The sequence below is a fragment of the Klebsiella grimontii genome, assembly GCF_900200035.1.
In the GTDB taxonomy this organism is placed as follows: domain Bacteria; phylum Pseudomonadota; class Gammaproteobacteria; order Enterobacterales; family Enterobacteriaceae; genus Klebsiella; species Klebsiella grimontii.
The window spans coordinates 390013-407664 of sequence record NZ_FZTC01000014.1 but is presented as its reverse complement, the minus strand read 5'-3'; the positions used below and the strand labels follow the sequence as shown (position 1 = coordinate 407664).

At 54.9% G+C, this 17652-nt stretch carries 17 protein-coding genes; 8 read left to right on the top strand and 9 right to left on the bottom strand.

Annotated elements, in window-relative coordinates:
* Window positions 1–109: 109 nt before the first annotated feature.
* The gene (gene gmhB, locus KOSB73_RS07610) at window positions 110–676 is read right to left on the bottom strand and encodes a D-glycero-beta-D-manno-heptose 1,7-bisphosphate 7-phosphatase (RefSeq protein WP_024360366.1); all 567 of its coding nucleotides are present in this window, start codon (window positions 674–676) and stop codon (window positions 110–112) included.
* A 188-nt stretch (window positions 677–864) separates the two neighbouring features.
* Between gmhB and metN the strand changes: the two genes are divergently transcribed.
* The 6 genes from metN (at window position 865) to proS (ending at window position 6446) form a co-directional block, all read left to right on the top strand.
* A complete protein-coding gene (metN, locus tag KOSB73_RS07605; protein ID WP_004129149.1) occupies window positions 865–1896 on the top strand; it encodes a methionine ABC transporter ATP-binding protein MetN in 1032 nt (343 codons plus the stop codon).
* Window positions 1889–2542: a methionine ABC transporter permease MetI gene (locus tag KOSB73_RS07600; RefSeq protein WP_004129148.1), complete on the top strand. Its 654-nt coding sequence runs from the start codon at window positions 1889–1891 to the stop codon at window positions 2540–2542. The genes metN and KOSB73_RS07600 overlap by 8 nt, the downstream gene beginning before the upstream one ends.
* A 39-nt stretch (window positions 2543–2581) precedes the next feature.
* Window positions 2582–3397, top strand: a complete 816-nt coding sequence (gene metQ, locus KOSB73_RS07595; RefSeq protein WP_004137967.1) for a methionine ABC transporter substrate-binding lipoprotein MetQ — start codon at window positions 2582–2584, stop codon at window positions 3395–3397.
* A 108-nt stretch (window positions 3398–3505) separates the two neighbouring features.
* A complete protein-coding gene (gene rcsF, locus KOSB73_RS07590; protein WP_004137968.1) occupies window positions 3506–3913 on the top strand; it encodes an Rcs stress response system protein RcsF in 408 nt (135 codons plus the stop codon).
* Window positions 3910–4617, top strand: a complete 708-nt coding sequence (tsaA, locus tag KOSB73_RS07585) for a tRNA (N6-threonylcarbamoyladenosine(37)-N6)-methyltransferase TrmO (RefSeq protein WP_024360364.1) — start codon at window positions 3910–3912, stop codon at window positions 4615–4617. Before rcsF ends, tsaA begins: the two co-directional genes overlap by 4 nt.
* 110 nt (window positions 4618–4727) lie before the next feature.
* Window positions 4728–6446 carry a proline--tRNA ligase gene (gene proS, locus KOSB73_RS07580; RefSeq protein ID WP_049085791.1) on the top strand — a complete coding sequence of 573 codons (1719 nt, stop codon included), beginning with the start codon at window positions 4728–4730 and terminating at the stop codon, window positions 6444–6446.
* A 63-nt stretch (window positions 6447–6509) separates the two neighbouring features.
* On the opposite strand, the gene nlpE is transcribed toward proS, so the two are convergent.
* From nlpE to KOSB73_RS07565, 3 genes are read right to left on the bottom strand one after another with little or no spacing between them, the layout of a single operon-like run.
* Window positions 6510–7208, bottom strand: coding sequence for an envelope stress response activation lipoprotein NlpE (nlpE, locus tag KOSB73_RS07575; protein WP_098140354.1), 699 nt, complete (start codon window positions 7206–7208; stop codon window positions 6510–6512).
* A 41-nt stretch (window positions 7209–7249) separates the two neighbouring features.
* On the bottom strand, window positions 7250–7663 hold the full coding sequence (arfB, locus tag KOSB73_RS07570; protein WP_004137972.1) for an alternative ribosome rescue aminoacyl-tRNA hydrolase ArfB: 414 nt from the start codon (window positions 7661–7663) through the stop codon (window positions 7250–7252).
* Window positions 7660–8205 (bottom strand): YaeQ family protein, encoded by a 546-nt coding sequence (locus tag KOSB73_RS07565; protein ID WP_004137974.1) that lies wholly within the window; start codon window positions 8203–8205, stop codon window positions 7660–7662. The genes arfB and KOSB73_RS07565 overlap by 4 nt, the downstream gene beginning before the upstream one ends.
* Before the next feature lie 196 nt (window positions 8206–8401).
* Between KOSB73_RS07565 and KOSB73_RS07560 the strand changes: the two genes are divergently transcribed.
* Window positions 8402–8602, top strand: a complete 201-nt coding sequence (locus KOSB73_RS07560; protein ID WP_004098778.1) for a YaeP family protein — start codon at window positions 8402–8404, stop codon at window positions 8600–8602.
* Window positions 8589–8849, top strand: a complete 261-nt coding sequence (gene rof, locus KOSB73_RS07555; protein WP_004137976.1) for a Rho-binding antiterminator — start codon at window positions 8589–8591, stop codon at window positions 8847–8849. The genes KOSB73_RS07560 and rof overlap by 14 nt, the downstream gene beginning before the upstream one ends.
* A 15-nt stretch (window positions 8850–8864) precedes the next feature.
* Here rof and tilS read toward each other — a convergent pair whose 3' ends face one another.
* The 5 genes from tilS to dnaE all read right to left on the bottom strand — a co-directional run bounded on the left by tilS (window position 8865) and on the right by dnaE (window position 17616).
* The gene (tilS, locus tag KOSB73_RS07550) at window positions 8865–10166 is read right to left on the bottom strand and encodes a tRNA lysidine(34) synthetase TilS (RefSeq protein ID WP_049085793.1); all 1302 of its coding nucleotides are present in this window, start codon (window positions 10164–10166) and stop codon (window positions 8865–8867) included.
* Between the two features lie 69 nt (window positions 10167–10235).
* Window positions 10236–10625: a VOC family protein gene (locus tag KOSB73_RS07545; RefSeq protein ID WP_004137980.1), complete on the bottom strand. Its 390-nt coding sequence runs from the start codon at window positions 10623–10625 to the stop codon at window positions 10236–10238.
* 62 nt (window positions 10626–10687) lie between these two features.
* Complete coding sequence (locus tag KOSB73_RS07540) at window positions 10688–12826, bottom strand: lysine decarboxylase LdcC (RefSeq protein ID WP_004137982.1); 2139 nt, start codon at window positions 12824–12826, stop codon at window positions 10688–10690.
* 335 nt (window positions 12827–13161) lie between these two features.
* Complete coding sequence (accA, locus tag KOSB73_RS07535) at window positions 13162–14121, bottom strand: acetyl-CoA carboxylase carboxyl transferase subunit alpha (protein WP_004137983.1); 960 nt, start codon at window positions 14119–14121, stop codon at window positions 13162–13164.
* Between the two features lie 12 nt (window positions 14122–14133).
* Window positions 14134–17616 carry a DNA polymerase III subunit alpha gene (dnaE, locus tag KOSB73_RS07530; protein ID WP_004137985.1) on the bottom strand — a complete coding sequence of 1161 codons (3483 nt, stop codon included), beginning with the start codon at window positions 17614–17616 and terminating at the stop codon, window positions 14134–14136.
* Between the last annotated feature and the right edge of the window lie 36 nt (window positions 17617–17652).

The window sequence follows — 17652 nt, the reverse complement described above, 5'->3', positions numbered from 1 at the left end:
GTGATTCACATCTGCCGTGTCAGTGGGAGCGCATTATAGGGAGTTATTCGGCGCTGACAAGCGGTAAAATACAATTTTATTTCAACCGCTCATCTTTTATACATAACGCTTATTTTTGCTGCTTTTTGATAGCATCCGGCAGGTCAGCCAGGCTATTAAGCACCCAATCAGCGGCGCTTTCCGCTTCTGGAGTGACTGGCTTGCCGGTACGCACTAATACTTTCGTGCCGACATTGGCCGCCAGAGCTGCCTGCATATCTTCGACTTTATCGCCGACCATATAGGAAGCAGCCATATCAATATGCAGATAGTCACGCGCCGAGATCAGCATACCCGGATGCGGCTTACGGCAGTCGCAGGTCTGGCGAAACTCTTCGACGGTTCCCTGCGGGTGGTGCGGACAATAATAGATGCCATCCAGATCAACGCCGCGATCGGCCAGCGACCAGTCCATCCACTCGGTCAGCGTTTCAAACTGCTCTTCAGTAAACTTACCGCGGGCGATACCGGACTGGTTGGTCACCACCACCAGCGCGTAGCCCATCTCCTTTAATTGACGCATTGCATCAATGACACCATCGATAAATTCAAAGTTGTCGATTTCATGGACGTATCCGTGATCGACATTAATCGTGCCATCACGGTCAAGAAAAATTGCGGGTACTGACATTGCCACCGGTTTGCTCCTGATAAAGGCTAATGCGTGTAGTATCGCATGTTTCCCGACGCAAGAAAGTGCTCATTATACAGAGTCAGATTGATTTAGACGTCTGGATGCCTTAACATCCATTTCATTGACAGGCATCGCCTGGACACGGCAGAAGAAAATGCCACGGCAAACGGCTAAACGATAATAAATAACTGATGATTAAACTTTCGAAGATTACCAAAGTGTTCCAGCAGGGAAATCGCAGCATACAGGCGCTGAACGATGTCAGCCTGCATGTCCCCGCCGGGCAAATTTATGGCGTCATCGGCGCTTCCGGCGCGGGTAAAAGTACACTAATCCGCTGCGTTAACCTGCTCGAACGTCCAACTCAGGGCAGCGTACAGGTGGGCGGCCAGGAGCTAACGGCGCTGTCCGAAAAAGAGCTGACTCGCGCTCGTCGCCAGATCGGCATGATCTTCCAGCACTTTAACCTGCTTGCCTCACGTACCGTATTCGGTAATGTGGCGTTGCCGCTGGAACTCGACAATACCCCGAAGGAAGAAATCAAACGCCGGGTTACCGAGCTGCTCGATCTCGTCGGCCTGGGGGATAAGCACGATAGCTATCCGGCAAACCTCTCCGGCGGTCAAAAACAGCGCGTCGCCATCGCCCGTGCGCTGGCGAGCAACCCAAAAGTCCTGCTCTGCGACGAAGCCACCAGCGCCCTGGATCCGGCTACCACGCGCTCGATTCTGGAGCTGCTGAAGGATATCAACCGTCGTCTGGGCCTGACGATTTTGCTGATTACCCACGAAATGGATGTCGTCAAACGCATCTGTGATTGCGTTGCCGTGATCAGCAACGGCCAATTGATTGAACAGGATACGGTGAGCGAGGTCTTTTCTCACCCCAAAACTCCGCTGGCGCAACAGTTTATTCAGTCAACGCTGCACCTGGATATCCCGGATGATTATCAGGCGCGTCTGAAGTCTGAGGCTCTTCCCGATAGCGTGCCCATGCTGCGCATGGAGTTCACGGGTCACTCCGTTGATGCCCCGCTGCTTTCTGAAACTGCCCGTCGCTTTAATGTAAACAACAACATTATTAGCGCGCAGATGGATTACGCGGGCGGCGTGAAGTTCGGCATTATGCTGACCGAGATGCACGGCACGCAGGAAGATACCCAGGCCGCGATCGCCTGGCTACAGGAACACCATGTAAAAGTAGAGGTACTGGGATATGTCTGAACCAATGATTTGGCTGCTGGTTCGCGGCGTATGGGAAACGCTGGCCATGACGTTCGTCTCCGGCTTCTTCGGTTTTGTTCTTGGTCTGCCGGTCGGCGTCCTGCTTTACGTCACCCGTCCGGGGCAAATTGCCGCTAATGCGAAGCTCTACCGTACGCTTTCGGCGGTGGTGAATATTTTCCGCTCGATTCCTTTTATTATCCTGCTGGTCTGGATGATCCCCTTTACCCGCGTGATTGTAGGGACGTCGATCGGCCTGCAGGCGGCCATTGTTCCGCTAACGGTCGGCGCAGCGCCCTTTATCGCCCGTATGGTTGAAAACGCCCTGCTGGAGATCCCCACCGGCCTTATCGAAGCGTCCCGGGCCATGGGCGCAACGCCGATGCAGATCGTGCGTAAGGTCCTGCTGCCGGAAGCGCTGCCGGGTCTGGTGAACGCGGCAACCATTACCCTCATTACGCTGGTCGGCTATTCCGCGATGGGCGGCGCCGTGGGTGCAGGTGGTCTCGGACAGATTGGCTACCAGTACGGTTATATCGGCTACAATGCAACGGTAATGAATACCGTACTGGTGCTGCTGGTTATTCTGGTGTACTTAATTCAATTCTCTGGCGATCGTATCGTCCGGGCTGTGACTCACAAATAACATTACACACAATACAGAATCTTACAGGAAGGAAATAACATGGCCTTTAATTTCAAAACCTTTGCGGCAGTCGGCGCGTTAATCGGTTCTCTGGCTCTGGTGGGTTGCGGTCAGGACGAAAAAGATCCTAACCATATTAAAGTCGGCGTTATCGTCGGTGCGGAGCAGCAGGTTGCGGAAGTCGCGCAGAAAGTAGCAAAAGAAAAATACGGCCTTGATGTTGAACTGGTGACCTTCAACGACTACGTTCTGCCGAACGAAGCGCTGAGCAAAGGCGATATCGACGTTAACGCCTTCCAGCATAAGCCGTATCTTGACCAGCAAATCAAAGACCGCGGCTACAAGCTGGTTTCCGTAGGTAACTCTTTTGTTTACCCAATTGCCGGTTATTCGAAAAAAATCAAATCGCTGGACGAGCTGCAGCCGGGCTCTCAGGTCGCGATTCCTAACGATCCCACCAACCTTGGCCGCTCTCTGCTGCTGCTGCAGCAGGTTGGCTTGATCAAACTGAAAGAAGGCGTTGGTCTGCTGCCAACCTCGCTGGATATCGTTGAAAATACGAAAAACCTGAAAATTGTTGAGCTGGAAGCCCCGCAGCTGCCGCGCTCCCTGGATGATGCGCAGATCGCTCTGGCGGTTATCAATACCACCTATGCCAGCCAGATCGGCTTAACGCCGGCAAAAGACGGTATTTTCGTGGAAGGTAAAGAGTCTCCGTACGTGAACCTGATTGTCGCTCGCGAAGACAACAAAGATGCGGAAAATGTTAAGAAATTTGTTCAGGCTTACCAGAGTGACGAAGTTTACGAAGCGGCTAACAAAATCTTTAACGGCGGCGCGGTGAAAGGCTGGTAATCTTTTCTCAGCGTAATATCATTCAGGACGGGCTTTATGCCCGTCTTGTCATTTATGCAAGCACCTGATTCAATAGCGCCCTGTTTTATTATTTATTGAGGAAATACTATGCGTGCTTTACCGGTCTGTTTGTTAGCACTCATGTTAAGCGGTTGTTCTATGCTAAGCAGATCTCCCGTCGAGCCTGTACAAAGCACCGTAACCCCGCCAGCCAAATCGGAACCGGCAAAACCGAAAGCGACGCGTCCGGCCCCGGTAAGAATCTATACCAATGCAACAGAATTGGTGGGTAAACCTTTCCGCGAACTCGGCGAAGTCACCGGTGAATCCTGCCAGGCCTCGAATCAAGACTCTCCGCCCAATATCCCGACGGCTCGCAAGCGCATGCAGATTAACGCTGCAAAAATGAAAGCCAATGCCGTGCTGCTGCACCGCTGCGAAGTCACCAGCGGAACCCCAGGCTGCTACCGCCAGGCCGTCTGCCTTGGTTCAGCGCTTAACGTTACGGCGCAATGAGTGATTTTCAGTTTGCGCAGATAGGCGTTATTCGCTCGCCCTATAAAGAAAAATTTGCCGTCCCCCGCCAGCCTGGGCTGGTTAAAAACGGCGGCGGCGAATTACATCTTCTGCCTCCCTATAACCAGGCCGATGCCGTACGCGGCCTGGAAAACTTCAGCCATTTGTGGGTCCTGTTTGTGTTTCATCAGACCATGGAAGGCGGCTGGCGCCCAACCGTACGCCCTCCCCGCCTCGGCGGCAACGCGCGGATGGGCGTTTTCGCCACCCGCTCTACCTTCCGCCCTAATCCAATCGGTATGTCGCTGGTCGAGCTAAAAGGTATTTGCTGCCAAAAAGAGCGCGTCGTTCTTGAGTTAGGCAGCCTGGACCTGGTGGACGGTACGCCGGTAGTCGACATCAAACCTTACCTGCCCTTTGCCGAAGCGCTGCCGGAAGCCAGCGCGAGCTACGCTCAGCAGGCGCCGCAGGCGGAAGTGGCGGTAAGCTTCACGTCAGAAACCGAAGCCCAGCTTTTCGCTCTGGAAAAGCGCTATCCCCGGCTTAAGGCGTTTATTCGCGAAGTTCTGGCACAAGATCCGCGGCCGGCATATCGTAAAGAAGAAGACCCGGGAAAGACCTATGCCGTCTGGCTGCTGGATTTTAACGTGCGTTGGCGGGTGATTTCGTCCGGTTTTGAAGTCTTTTCTCTCGAACCACGCTAATTTTATTTTCCTCTCTTTTGGCATCTTTGCCACACTGGTAAACTAAACCACTTTTTTGTGTCAGGCTGGCTTCCAGCCTGTATCGATCGTCCAAATGGAACCGTAACAACATGCGTACTAGCCAATACCTGCTCTCCACTCTGAAGGAGACACCTGCCGACGCCGAGGTTATCAGCCATCAGCTGATGCTGCGCGCCGGGATGATCCGCAAGCTGGCCTCCGGGTTATACACCTGGCTGCCGACCGGCGTGCGCGTCCTGAAAAAAGTCGAGAACATCGTGCGTGAAGAGATGAATAACGCCGGTGCCATCGAGGTGTTAATGCCGGTAGTTCAGCCCTCTGAACTGTGGCAAGAGAGTGGTCGTTGGGAACAGTACGGCCCGGAACTGCTGCGCATTGCTGACCGTGGCGAACGTCCGTTCGTGCTCGGCCCGACTCATGAAGAAGTGATCACCGACCTGATTCGTAACGAGCTGAGCTCTTACAAACAGCTGCCGCTGAACTTCTATCAGATCCAGACCAAGTTCCGTGATGAAGTGCGCCCGCGTTTCGGCGTGATGCGTTCCCGTGAATTCCTGATGAAAGATGCTTACTCTTTCCATACTTCTCAGGAATCTCTGCAGGAGACCTACGACGCAATGTACGCCGCGTACAGCAAAATCTTCAGCCGTATGGGCCTGGATTTCCGCGCGGTACAGGCTGACACCGGTTCTATCGGCGGTAGCGCATCCCACGAATTCCAGGTGCTGGCGCAGAGCGGTGAAGATGACGTGATCTTCTCTGATTCTTCAGACTACGCGGCCAACATCGAGTTCGCCGAAGCCGTTGCGCCGAAAGAGCCGCGCGCTGCCGCTACTCAGGAAATGACCCTGGTCGATACGCCGAACGCCAAAACCATCGCCGAGCTGGTTGAGCAGTTCAATCTGCCGATTGAGAAAACGGTGAAAACCCTGCTGGTGAAAGCGGTAGAAGACAGCAAGTCTCCGCTGATTGCCCTGCTGGTTCGCGGCGATCATGAGCTGAACGAAGTTAAAGCGGAAAAGCTGCCGCAGGTCGCCAGCCCGCTAACCTTCGCCACCGAAGAAGAGATCCGCGCGCTGGTGCAGGCGGGCCCCGGTTCTCTGGGCCCGGTTAACATGCCGATTCCGGTAGTTATTGACCGTACCGTTGCCGCAATGAGCGATTTTGCCGCAGGCGCGAACATCGACGGTAAACACTACTTCGGCATCAACTGGGATCGCGATGTCGCGACCCCAGAAGTGGCTGATATCCGTAACGTGGTGGCGGGCGACCCGAGCCCGGACGGCAAAGGGACGCTGCTGATTAAACGCGGTATCGAAGTGGGCCACATCTTCCAACTGGGTACCAAGTACTCTGAAGCGATGAAAGCCTCTGTCCAGGGCGAAGATGGCCGTAACCAGATCCTGACCATGGGTTGCTACGGCATCGGGGTGACTCGCGTGGTGGCAGCAGCCATTGAGCAGAACTTTGACGATCGCGGGATCCTGTGGCCGGAAGCTATCGCCCCGTTCCAGGTTGCGATTCTGCCGATGAACATGCATAAATCCTACCGCGTACAGGAGCTGGCCGAGAAGCTGTATGCTGAGCTAACCGCGTTGGGTATCGACGTGCTGATGGACGACCGTAAAGAGCGTCCGGGCGTGATGTTCGCCGATATGGAGCTTATCGGTATTCCGCACACTATCGTGCTGGGCGACCGCAACCTCGACAACGACGATATCGAATATAAATATCGTCGCAGCGGCGAGAAGCAGCTGATTAAAACCGGTGATATCGTGAACTACCTGGTTAACGCTATCAAAGGTTAACAATCATCTTTGAATGCAAAAGGCCTCGCTTATGCGAGGCCTTTCTTTTTCCACGGGTAACCATTACTGATTACAGTCTTTGCCTGGAATAAATTTAATATTTTTATCCGCCATCAGCGTTTTTACCATCTCGCCGTTATCCGGATTCGCTTCCAGCGTAAAGTGCCCCTCGACCACTAGCAGCACCGGACGAGTATCCGTTCCGCGCGCCGCGGCATAATCACGCTCGAGCTGCGCATTATTCGCGACTGCCACCCGCTTGCCGGTTGCGCAATCGGTAAAGGTCGCGGCATCCGCCATATAAAAGTACATGCCGCGCATCGCCATCGGCGTGATGGGCAGGCTGGCTTTGACGGATTCCAGCGTATAGTTCAGCGTTGACTCGATGGGATTACCGTCGCGATCGAGCATTTCCAGCTTGTCGCCTTTCGCCCGATAGTAAGATTTCTCGCCTTTGCTGTCGGTCAGCACCAGCTTATCGGCCGTGCGCGCCCAGGTACCGTATGAAGCAAAAGAGGAGGGCTCGCGCCTGACGCCCTGGTATCGCTCATTCATCACCCAGGTGCCGTCTTTCTCAAGAAAGAGCGAGGTTTCGATACCTTCGCAGTCTGCGCACGGCAGCACGCCGCGCCAGCTCTGCTGCATCGGCTTTAGCTCTTCCATCGGCGCCGGTTGTAACGTTTCCATCTCCGCACGATGGTTGCAGCCGAATAACGCAAAAAGCGAACAGGCCGCCACGACTGAAAACACGATTTTCTTCACTGTAAATTCCTTATCATCCATTCCACCGGTTCGCCATGCCCTTAATGGCGAACTTTTCCACGCAGCGCTTTAACTGAAGATTTTTGCGCCTTTGAGGCAAGCCGGCGCTCTTTCGACGCTCTGGTCGGTCGCGTCTCCCGACGACTTTTCTGTACTGCGGTTAATTCTTGTATTAAGGCAACCAGGCGCGCAATCGCCGCTTCACGATTCATCTCCTGGCTGCGATATTCTTGAGCCTTAATGATAACCACACCATCGGCAGAAATTAAGTGATGGCTGGAAGTCAGCAGGCGTTCCTTATAAAACTCAGGCAGGCTCGATGCTTTAATATCAAAGCGCAAATGAATAGCCGTCGATGCCTTATTGACGTGCTGACCGCCCGCCCCCTGCGCGCGTATTCCGGAAAGTGAAACCTCATCATCCGCAATCATCACGCTGCGGCTAATCGTAATCATGCGGATGTTTGCCAGGCCGTTAAATGAATTTCAAGATTATTCTTAGCGTCTGATAACCAGATACCGCCGTCCTGAATAGTCGCCTGTAGCGACATCGTCCGATCGGCAAAAGCACTGAGCTGCGCCAGTTGAGTATCATCTAAATACCATACGGTCAGCTTTGAAAACTGTGCCATTTTACTTTTATTTTGCTGCCACCAGATTTCTGCCGCCCGACTATTATAGGCAAACAGCGCGACCTCTTGCGCCCGCGAGCAGGCTTTTTTAATCCGCCGCTCGTCCGGCAGCCCCAGTTCGATCCACAGATCAACGCCCAAATGATCGTTTAGCAGCCAGAGTTCAGCTTCATCATCGGAAGACAAACCGCGGGTAAACTGCAGACGCTCGTCGGCGTATTTAATCCACGCCAGCAAGCGCAGCATCATACGCTCCTGGGTTTCTGACGGATGCTGGGCAAGGGTCAAACTGACATCCAGAAACTGGTTGCGGTCCAGGTCGGCCACGTTCACCGTCGCTTTATAAATCGTCGCTTTCAGCGCCATGAGGAAACTCCTGATAAAAATGGCGTACATTGTAGCGAAACTGGCGGCAAAAGGCTGTCAGCAATCGCAGGATCCCCTTTCATCCTGCTGATATTGCTTAAATGACTATGGTATAGTCACCTTGCTAAACAGAGTTTATCTTCGTAGGCTTAAACTTACATCCCACGGTTAAGTCAGAACGCTGACAGGAGGGCATGTGGACAAATATTGTGAGTTAATACGCAAGCGGTATGCGGAAATAGCCAGCGGGGACCTTGGGTATATCCCGGATGCGCTAGGTTGCGTGTTGAAAGTATTGAATGAGGTTGCGGCGGATCAGGCCCTTGCTGAGTCAGTCAGGGAAAAGGCCGCATATGCGGCGGCAAACTTACTGGTGAGCGATTATGTCAATGAATGATACTTATCAACCCATCAATTGCGATGATTATGACAACCTCGAACTTGCCTGTCAGAACCATCTGGTCCTGGCGCTGGAGCTCAAAGATGGCGAACAGCTGCAAGCGAAGGCCAACGATCTTATCTCACGCAAAAATATCGAGTATCTGGTCGTGGAGCTCGCCGGCGACGTTCGCGAGGTGCGCCTGGATAAAATCGCCAGCTTCAGCCATCCGCAAATCGGTACGGTAGTGGTCAGCGAGTCCTGAAGCAAAACGGGTGGCTCAGCCGCCCGTTTTCATCCATATCAACTGCACGCCTTCACCTTCCTGAACTTTCCCATCGACGGTAATAAACAGACCATCGGCTGCGGCGATTAGCGTTTCGCCGTAAAACAGCAGCGGCGTGGTATCGCGCCGCCAGGGAGCAACGTTCAGCTCCTGCCAGATTTTCTTCAGCTTACGGCCACCGTGGCGACCGACGATATGCAGATGACCGCTAGCGCGAAAGCGAATGGTTACCGCTTCGTCCTGGCGCGGGCCGCGTAACGGGCCGCCGGGCAGGAACCTCAGTTCACCCAGGCCGCCGGGTAACGGCAGCGGCTTAGCGATATCGGGCCACGCCAGTACCGTTTCACTCTGGCCGGGGAGATATTTCACCCAGTACAGCCGCTGCTGGAAGCGACGGACGGTAAATTGCCCAAGCCGCAGGCAGGGAAAAGCATCCTCGCGCGCCATCGCCACTTCACGCCAGATACGCTCCGGCACCTCGCGCGAAGGCATTGGCGCATTGAATCCAGCCAGCCAGCGGCGCAGCAGCGCGGCCCGACGCGGAGCGCTCATGGCCGTCAACGGTTCGATAGCCAACGCGCCATCCTCAGCCACCAGCGTTGCCAGCTCCGCCGCCAGCATTTCATCCAACAGTCGTTCCTGTTCGCCGCACAGGCTGGCGCTGCGCGCCACGGCCTCGGCAAAGTGCGGCCAGCGGGCGTTAAGCAGCGGAACAATCCGCAGGCGGAGAAAATTGCGATCGTAGGCGTCGTCCTGGTTACTTTCGTCTTCAATCCAGCTGAGCTGATGGGCTATCGCCCAACGGTGCAGAGAGTCGCGACTTTCGTTAAGCAGCGGACGCAGCAGTTTCGTTCCGGCAAAATCGGACTCGCAGGCCATTGCCGAGAGCCCGGTGGGACCGCTCCCCCGCTTAAGCGCCAGCAGGAAGGTTTCACACTGATCGTCAAGATGCTGCGCGGTCACCAGCGCTTCGCCAGGCAGCAACGCTGAACGGAAAGCCTGATAGCGCGCTTGACGCGCATGGGCCTCAATCCCCAGCCCCTCATCGGCGAGGACCACCCGTTCAACCAAAAGCGGCACCTGCCACTGCTGACATATTAGCCGGCAGTGCGCCACCCAATCGTCAGCGTTCGCGCTGAGCCCGTGGTGAATATGCATCGCCCGCAGCTGAACGGTGGGATCCTGTTCGCGCCAGCGAACCAGGCGATATAAGAGCACGCTCGAATCCAGGCCGCCGCTAAAGGCCACTAAAAACTGGCGATGCGGTCGGAGCGTTTGCGCAATATCTGGGATCATCATCATGAGAGTACTAACTGAGGAAAGCGTGTCCGGCACGTTACCCGGCAGAACACGCTCTGACAAGAATTACTGCTGATAAATCTCCAGCGGTAGACCGTCCGGATCGTTAAAAAACGTGAATCGCTTACCGGTGAAGGGGTCGATACGAACGCCTTCACAGGCTACGCCATGCGCCTCAAGATGGGCAACGGCGGCATCAACATCGTCGACGCTAAACGCCAGATGGCGTAACCCGCAGGCTTCAGGGCGGCTCGGGCGCGCAGGAGGAAACGGGAAAGAAAACAGTTCAATAACATATTCGCCATTCAGCGCCAGATCGCCCTTCCATGAATCACGCTCTGCACGGTAAAACTCGCCCTGCAGGGTGAACCCCAGAATGTCGCAGTAGAACGCTTTACTCTTTGCATAATCCGTTGCAATGATGGCGATATGGTGAACCCGTTTTAAACCTAGCATGCTCAAACTCCTCCCGTTGAAGCCAACAACGTTACTCGTTCAGTTCGTTATTGCGCAAGCGCTTAGTCATTTTTTAAGACTCGAACCCAGTACACGCCATCTTCATCGCGTTTCGCGCCGTGGATATCGGTTTCGAAGCCTGGATAGTGGCGGCCGATGGAGCACAACATTAATAGAAAATTGAGCACCGCCCGGCTCTCCTCGACGATCATCTCACCGGGCATCAGCAGCGGCACGCCCGGCGGATACGGTAAGATCATATTCGCTGAAATACGCCCGACCAGATTCTCCAGTTCGATGGTTTCCACTTCGCCTTTAATCTGCCGCTGCCAGGCCTGATGCGGCGTCATTTTCATCTCCGGCAGAACGTCAAAGGCGCTCAGCATCAGCTGCGAGAGCTGGTGCTGGCGAATCAGGCGATGGATACCCTGCGCCAGATCCTGAATGCGCATGTTGCGGTAAAAATCAGGATCTTCAGCGTACAGATCCGGCAGCATGTTTTTCACCCGTAAATTGAGATCGTAAGAGCGTTTGAATTCGGTTAACCCGCGCAGCAGCCCCATCGCTCGGGTTTTATCAATGCCGATACTGAAAAGGAACAGCAGATTGTAGGGCCCGGTTTTCTCAACCACCACGCCGCGCTCATCCAGAAACTTCGCCACCAGCGCGGCCGGAATGCCTTCGCTATCCATGTTGCCCTGTTCGTCCATACCGGGCGTCAGAATGGTTACTTTCACCGGATCGAGGAACATATGGTCGTCATCGGCATCCTGAAAGCCATGCCATTGTTCACCGGGGGACACCGGCCAGCACTGTGCTTCCCCTACCTCTTCCGGCTGCCAGATATCAAAGAACCAGCCGTCAGACTCTTCGCGTAACCGCTGCACTTCTTTCCGAAAATCCAGCGCCCGTTCAATCGAACGCTGAATCAGCCGCCTACCGGAATTGCCGCGCAGCATCGCGGCAGCCGTTTCAATGGAGGCAACGATCGGGTAGCTCGGAGAAGTCGAGGTATGCATCATAAAGGCTTCATTGAAGGTGTCTTCATCGTAGCTGCCTTTAATATGAATCAGCGAAGCCTGCGATAGCGCGGCCAGCATTTTATGCGTCGACTGCGTTTCAAAGATCACTTTCCCCGGAATGCGATCGCCGCTCATCCCGCTTTTGCCCTGATAGATCGGATGAAAATGGGTGTAGGGCACCCAGGCGGAATCAAAGTGGATTGACGGTACGTCGAGGGTCTCTTTGATCCAGGTGGTGTTATACAGCAGCCCGTCATAGGTGGAGTTGGTGATCACCGCATGCACGGGCCACCCGGCGCCGCCTGTCGTATTCACCTTTTGCTGAATACTATCGCGGGTAAATTCGCGCTTAGGTATGCCGCCAAGGATCCCCAGCGCATTGCGCGTCGGTTTGAGCCACAGCGGCACCACATCGCTCATCATCAGTAAATGAGCCAACGATTTATGGCAGTTGCGATCGATAAGCAGGGTGCTGCCCGCCGGGGCGGAATACATCCCGACAATTTTATTCGACGTCGAGGTCCCGTTGGTCACCATATAGCTCTGTTCGGCGCCGAAGGCTCGGGCAATATACTCTTCAGCTTCCAGGTGCGGGCCACTATGATCGAGCAGCGACCCCAGTTCCGTCACGGATATGGAGACGTCGGCCTTTAAGGTATTCCCGCCAAAGAAATCGTAAAACAGACAGCCTACCGGGCTTTTTTGGTAAGCCGAGCCGCCCATATGCCCGGGGGTACAGAAGGTATATTTTCCTTCCTGCACATAGTTGAACAAGGCTTTGGTAAACGGCGGGGTAATGTTGTCGAGGTATTCGCGGGTGTATTGACCGATGCGGGTAGCGATCTCTTCCGCCAGCCCCAGCGCGTATTCAAAGAACCATAGCGTCATGCGCAGGTCCTGACTGCTGACGTCCATCGTCGAATGGGCGTTGATAAATGCGTAGAGCGGCAGGTATTCATTTAAGCGATTAATATCGCTGCACAGGTCAACGCTGTATTCATCCCAGTCGAAAATAACCCCACAGATCCGCGGATTATGCTCGATAAATTGCAAAAGATCGGCGCTATTTTGCGGCCAGATGGTCTGGAAGCCTTGCCGTTGCAGGGCGGCTTCCAGTTCTTTGATCGGTTCGTCTTTATAATAGACGCCGTGGGGACCCATGATCGCAATGATATTCACGCTTTCCTCCTGGAATTTACCTAAGGAAAGCATAATAGCACCCCGCCAGCGCTAAGCACTGGCGGATTTATCTCTATTACCGCGCTTTCCAGGCATCGCCCCAGGCTTAACGTGATCCCCTCGGACACGGCGCTTAACATGACAGTTTTATGCTATGCATATTTATCGTTGTTAAATGCCTGCCGGGTCGCAATACCTGGCCGTTGCTGCAGTTTCAGGGGAGACCGGCATCATCCGCTAATCACATTAGCTCTTGTCCCTCTCATCTCAGTCAACAATACATAAAAAAAGGGCCGGAAAATCCGGCCCTTAGAGATAAAAAATGAGATCGATAATCAGGCGTAGCCGTAGCTCATCAAACGCTGATAGCGTCGGTTCAGCAGCTCTTCCTCACTCAGAACGTCGAGATCAGCCAGATCGGCCAGCAGCTGCGCTTTCAGAGAGGCTGCCATCACTTCCGGATTACGATGCGCGCCGCCCAGCGGCTCAGGAATGATGGAGTCAATCAGCTTCAGCTCTTTCAGGCGCGGGGCAACAATACCCATCGCTTCGGCGGCCAGCGGCGCTTTATCGGCGCTTTTCCACAGAATGGACGCACAGCCTTCCGGGGAGATAACGGAATAGGTGCTGTACTGCAGCATATTCACTTTATCGCCCACGCCGATTGCCAGCGCGCCGCCGGAGCCGCCTTCACCGATAACGGTGCAGATAACCGGTACGCTCAGGCGCGACATTTCACGCAGGTTGCGCGCAATCGCTTCAGACTGGCCGCGCTCTTCCGCGCCAACGCCAGGATAAGCGCCAGGGGTGTCGATGAAGGTGATGATCGGCATTTTAAAGCGCTCGGCCATCTCCATCAGGCGCAGCGCCTTACGATAGCCTTCCGGCGCCGGCATACCGAAGTTGCGGCGAATTTTCTCTTTGGTTTCGCGCCCTTTCTGGTGGCCGATAATCATCACCGGACGCCCGTCCAGACGCGCAATGCCGCCAACGATAGCTTTATCGTCAGCATAGGCGCGGTCACCGGCCAGTTCGTCGAATTCGTCGAAAGCCAGGCGGACATAATCCAGGGTGTATGGGCGACGTGGATGGCGAGCCAGTTGCGCAACCTGCCATGCACCAAGATCGGCGAAGATCTTGCGCGTCAGCTCTACGCTTTTTTCACGCAGGCGATGCACTTCTTCATCGATGTTAATATCCAGTTTCTCATCCTGGCGGCTTACCGCTGTCAGAGAATCGATTTTCGCTTCCAGCTCTGCAATCGGCTGTTCAAAATCAAGGAAATTCAGACTCATAGTATTCCTGTATTAGTCAAACTCCAGTTCCACCTGCTCCGAGCCGATCAGGCCACGCAGATCGTTAAGTAAACGATCGCTCGGAGAGACGCGCCATGTTGCGCCAAAACGCAACCGCGCGCGTGCATCCGCCCTCTGATAATAGAGGTGTACTGGAATAGTTCCCGAACGGTGGGGTTCCAGAGACTGACGGAGTCGGTTTAAAAGCTGGTCATCAATTTGCCTGTCCGTCAGCGAGATAGCAAGCCCGCGAGCATATTTTTCCCGGGCTTCGTCAATGTCCATGACTTCACGGGCGGTCATTTTAAGCCCCCCGCTGAAGTCATCAAAGCTGACCTGTCCGCTGACGATAAGTATGCGGTCTTTTTCCAGCAATTGCTGGTATTTATCCAGGGCGTCGGTGAACAACATCACCTCCAGACGCCCGGAACGGTCATCCAGCGTACAGATGCCGATACGATTGCCGCGCTTGGTGACCATGACCCGCGCGGCAATAACGAGCCCGGCCGCCGTGGTCACTTTACCACGATCGGTCGGATGCATGTCTTTGAGTCGTACGCCGCCAACGTAGCGCTCGATCTCTTTCAAATACTGGTTAATCGGGTGCCCGGTCAGATACAGCCCCAGGGTCTCCCTTTCGCCATCCAGCACCACCTGTTCCGGCCACGGTTGACAGTTGGCGTAGGACTGCTCGATTTGCTCCGGCTCTTCCGCCAGCACGCCGAACATATCCGCCTGGCCGATGGCTTCGGCTTTGGCGTGCTGATCGGCGGCCTTCAGCGCATCGCCCAGTGAATTCATTAACGCCGCGCGATGTGGCCCGAGGCGGTCGAACGCCCCGGACATAATCAGTTTTTCCAGCACCCGGCGGTTGAGCTTTTTAATATCCGTTCGCGCGCAGAGATCAAACAGTTCGCGGAAATATCCGCCCTGATTACGGGCTTCAATGATCGCTTCTATCGGGCCTTCGCCGACGCCTTTGATCGCGCCGATACCATAAACGATTTCGCCATCGTCGTTAACGTGGAAATGATACAGGCCGGAGTTAATATCCGGCGGCAGGATTTTCAGCCCCATCCGCCAGCACTCATCCACCAGACCGACGACTTTCTCGGTGTTATCCATATCCGCGGTCATCACCGCAGCCATAAATTCGGCCGGATAGTGCGCCTTTAGCCACAGCGTCTGATAGGACACTAAAGCATAAGCGGCGGAGTGCGATTTGTTAAAGCCATAACCGGCGAATTTCTCCACCAGGTCAAAGATTTTGATCGCCAGCTCACCGTCTACACCGCGCTTCCTCGCCCCTTCTTCAAAGGTGCCGCGCTGCTTAGCCATCTCCTCCGGCTTTTTCTTACCCATCGCACGACGCAGCATATCCGCGCCGCCGAGGGTATAGCCGGAAAGCTCCTGGGCAATCTGCATGACCTGTTCCTGGTACAGGATGATGCCATAAGTTGGCTCCAGTACCGGTTTCAGGCATTCGTGCTGCCACTGCACGTCCGGATACGATATCTCTTCGCGACCGTGCTTACGGTCGATAAAGTTATCCACCATCCCCGACTGCAGCGGCCCCGGACGGAACAGGGCCACCAGCGCGATCATATCTTCGAAGCAGTCGGGCTGCAGACGCTTGATCAGATCCTTCATACCGCGCGATTCAAGCTGGAAAACGGCGGTGGTTTCCGAACGCTGCAGCATATCGAAGCTTTTTTTATCGTCGAGCGGGATCGCGGCGATATCCAGCGGCCCCTCGCCGTTCTTCTCGCGGCGGGCGTTGATCATCTCCAGCGCCCAGTTAATGATGGTGAGCGTACGCAGGCCGAGGAAGTCGAACTTCACCAGCCCGGCATATTCAACGTCGTTTTTATCAAACTGGGTAACCGGATGCTGGCCCGCTTCGTCGCAGTAAAGCGGGGCAAAATCGGTAATTTTAGTTGGCGCGATCACCACCCCACCCGCATGTTTACCGGCGTTACGGGTGACCCCTTCGAGCTTACGCGCCATGTCGATCAGCGCTTTAACCTCTTCGTCCGCCTCATAAATTTCCGGCAGCTGCGGCTCGGCTTCAAACGCTTTCGCCAGCGTCATACCCGGGTCAGGCGGCACCAGCTTGGAAATGCGGTCCACAAAGCCGTACGGATGGCCCAGCACACGGCCAACGTCGCGGATAACCGCTTTCGCCGCCATGGTACCGAAGGTAATAATCTGCGATACCGCATCGCGACCGTACATGTCCGCGACGTGTTCAATCACCTGGTCACGCTTCTCCATACAGAAGTCAACGTCGAAGTCGGGCATGGAGACACGTTCCGGGTTAAGGAAACGTTCGAACAGCAGGTCGAACTCCAGCGGATCGAGGTCGGTAATTTTTAGCGCATAGGCGACCAGCGATCCGGCGCCGGAGCCACGTCCCGGCCCTACCGGCACGCCGTTATCCTTCGACCACTGGATAAATTCCATAACGATCAGGAAGTAGCCAGGGAACCCCATCTGGTTAATTACCTGCAGCTCAATGTCCAGGCGTTCATCATATTCAGGGCGGCGTTTCGTCCGCTCATCCGGATCGGGGAACAGGAATTCCAGGCGCTCTTCCAGACCCTCTTTGGATTTCTTGACCAGATAATCTTCGGTGGTCATATCCCCGGTCGGGAACTGCGGCAGGAAGTACTCACCAAGGCGCACGGTCACGTTACAGCGTTTGGCGATCTCCACGGTGTTTTGCAGCGCTTCGGGAATATCGGAAAAGAGCTCGCACATTTCCTCTTCGCTGCGCATATACTGCTGCGGCGAGTAGTTGCGCGGGCGCTTAGGATCGTCGAGGGTAAAACCGTCATGGATAGCCACGCGGATTTCATGGGCGTCGAAGTCACCCGGCTCAAGGAAGCGAACATCGTTGGTCGCCACCACCGGTAAGCCCCGGGTTTCCGCCAGCCCCACCGCCGCATGCAGATAGGGCTCTTCATCCTGACGGCCGGTGCGAATCAGCTCAAGAAAATAGCAGTCAGGGAAATGTTGTTCATAAAAATCAACGCACTGATCCACCAGCGCCATGTTGCCGCGCAGCAGGCTACGACCCACGTCGCCCATACGCCCGCCGGAGAGCAAAATCAGCCCTTCTTTTAATTCGATCAGCCAGTCGCGATCGATAATCGGGCCCGCCGCGCCGTAGCCGCGCTGATAAGCTTTGGAGATCAGCAGCGTCAGATTCTGATAGCCAGCGTTGTTAGCGGCCAGTACCGTCAGCTGGCTCAGTTCATCGCCAAGCAGATCGCTCTGGACGTGGAAATCGGCCCCTACGATGGGTTTAATTCCGGCGCCGTGTCCCGCTCCGTAGAACTTCACCAGTCCGCAAAGGTTGGTAAAATCGGTGATCGCCAGCGCAGGCATGCCGAGCGCGGCCGCCTTTTTTACCAACGGTCCGGTTTTCGCCAGACCATCGATCATGGAATAGTCGCTGTGCACCCGCAGGTGTACGAAACGTGGTTCAGCCATCTTCAGATTCCGCGTTACTTAATTGCTTGCGTGTCG

Excerpts from the sequence above, each read along its gene's own strand:
- KOSB73_RS07600 (WP_004129148.1), top strand. The coding sequence starts at position 1,889 with ATGTCTGAACCAATGATTTGGCTGCTGGTTCGCGGCGTATGGGAAACG.
- accA (WP_004137983.1), bottom strand. The coding sequence starts at position 14,121 with ATGAGTCTGAATTTCCTTGATTTTGAACAGCCGATTGCAGAGCTGGAA.
- tilS (WP_049085793.1), bottom strand. The coding sequence starts at position 10,166 with ATGATCCCAGATATTGCGCAAACGCTCCGACCGCATCGCCAGTTTTTA.
- KOSB73_RS07565 (WP_004137974.1), bottom strand. The coding sequence starts at position 8,205 with ATGGCGCTGAAAGCGACGATTTATAAAGCGACGGTGAACGTGGCCGAC.
- arfB (WP_004137972.1), bottom strand. The coding sequence starts at position 7,663 with ATGATTACGATTAGCCGCAGCGTGATGATTGCGGATGATGAGGTTTCA.
- proS (WP_049085791.1), top strand. The coding sequence starts at position 4,728 with ATGCGTACTAGCCAATACCTGCTCTCCACTCTGAAGGAGACACCTGCC.
- metN (WP_004129149.1), top strand. The coding sequence starts at position 865 with ATGATTAAACTTTCGAAGATTACCAAAGTGTTCCAGCAGGGAAATCGC.
- metQ (WP_004137967.1), top strand. The coding sequence starts at position 2,582 with ATGGCCTTTAATTTCAAAACCTTTGCGGCAGTCGGCGCGTTAATCGGT.
- rof (WP_004137976.1), top strand. The coding sequence starts at position 8,589 with ATGTCAATGAATGATACTTATCAACCCATCAATTGCGATGATTATGAC.
- KOSB73_RS07545 (WP_004137980.1), bottom strand. The coding sequence starts at position 10,625 with ATGCTAGGTTTAAAACGGGTTCACCATATCGCCATCATTGCAACGGAT.
- dnaE (WP_004137985.1), bottom strand. The coding sequence starts at position 17,616 with ATGGCTGAACCACGTTTCGTACACCTGCGGGTGCACAGCGACTATTCC.
- rcsF (WP_004137968.1), top strand. The coding sequence starts at position 3,506 with ATGCGTGCTTTACCGGTCTGTTTGTTAGCACTCATGTTAAGCGGTTGT.
- tsaA (WP_024360364.1), top strand. The coding sequence starts at position 3,910 with ATGAGTGATTTTCAGTTTGCGCAGATAGGCGTTATTCGCTCGCCCTAT.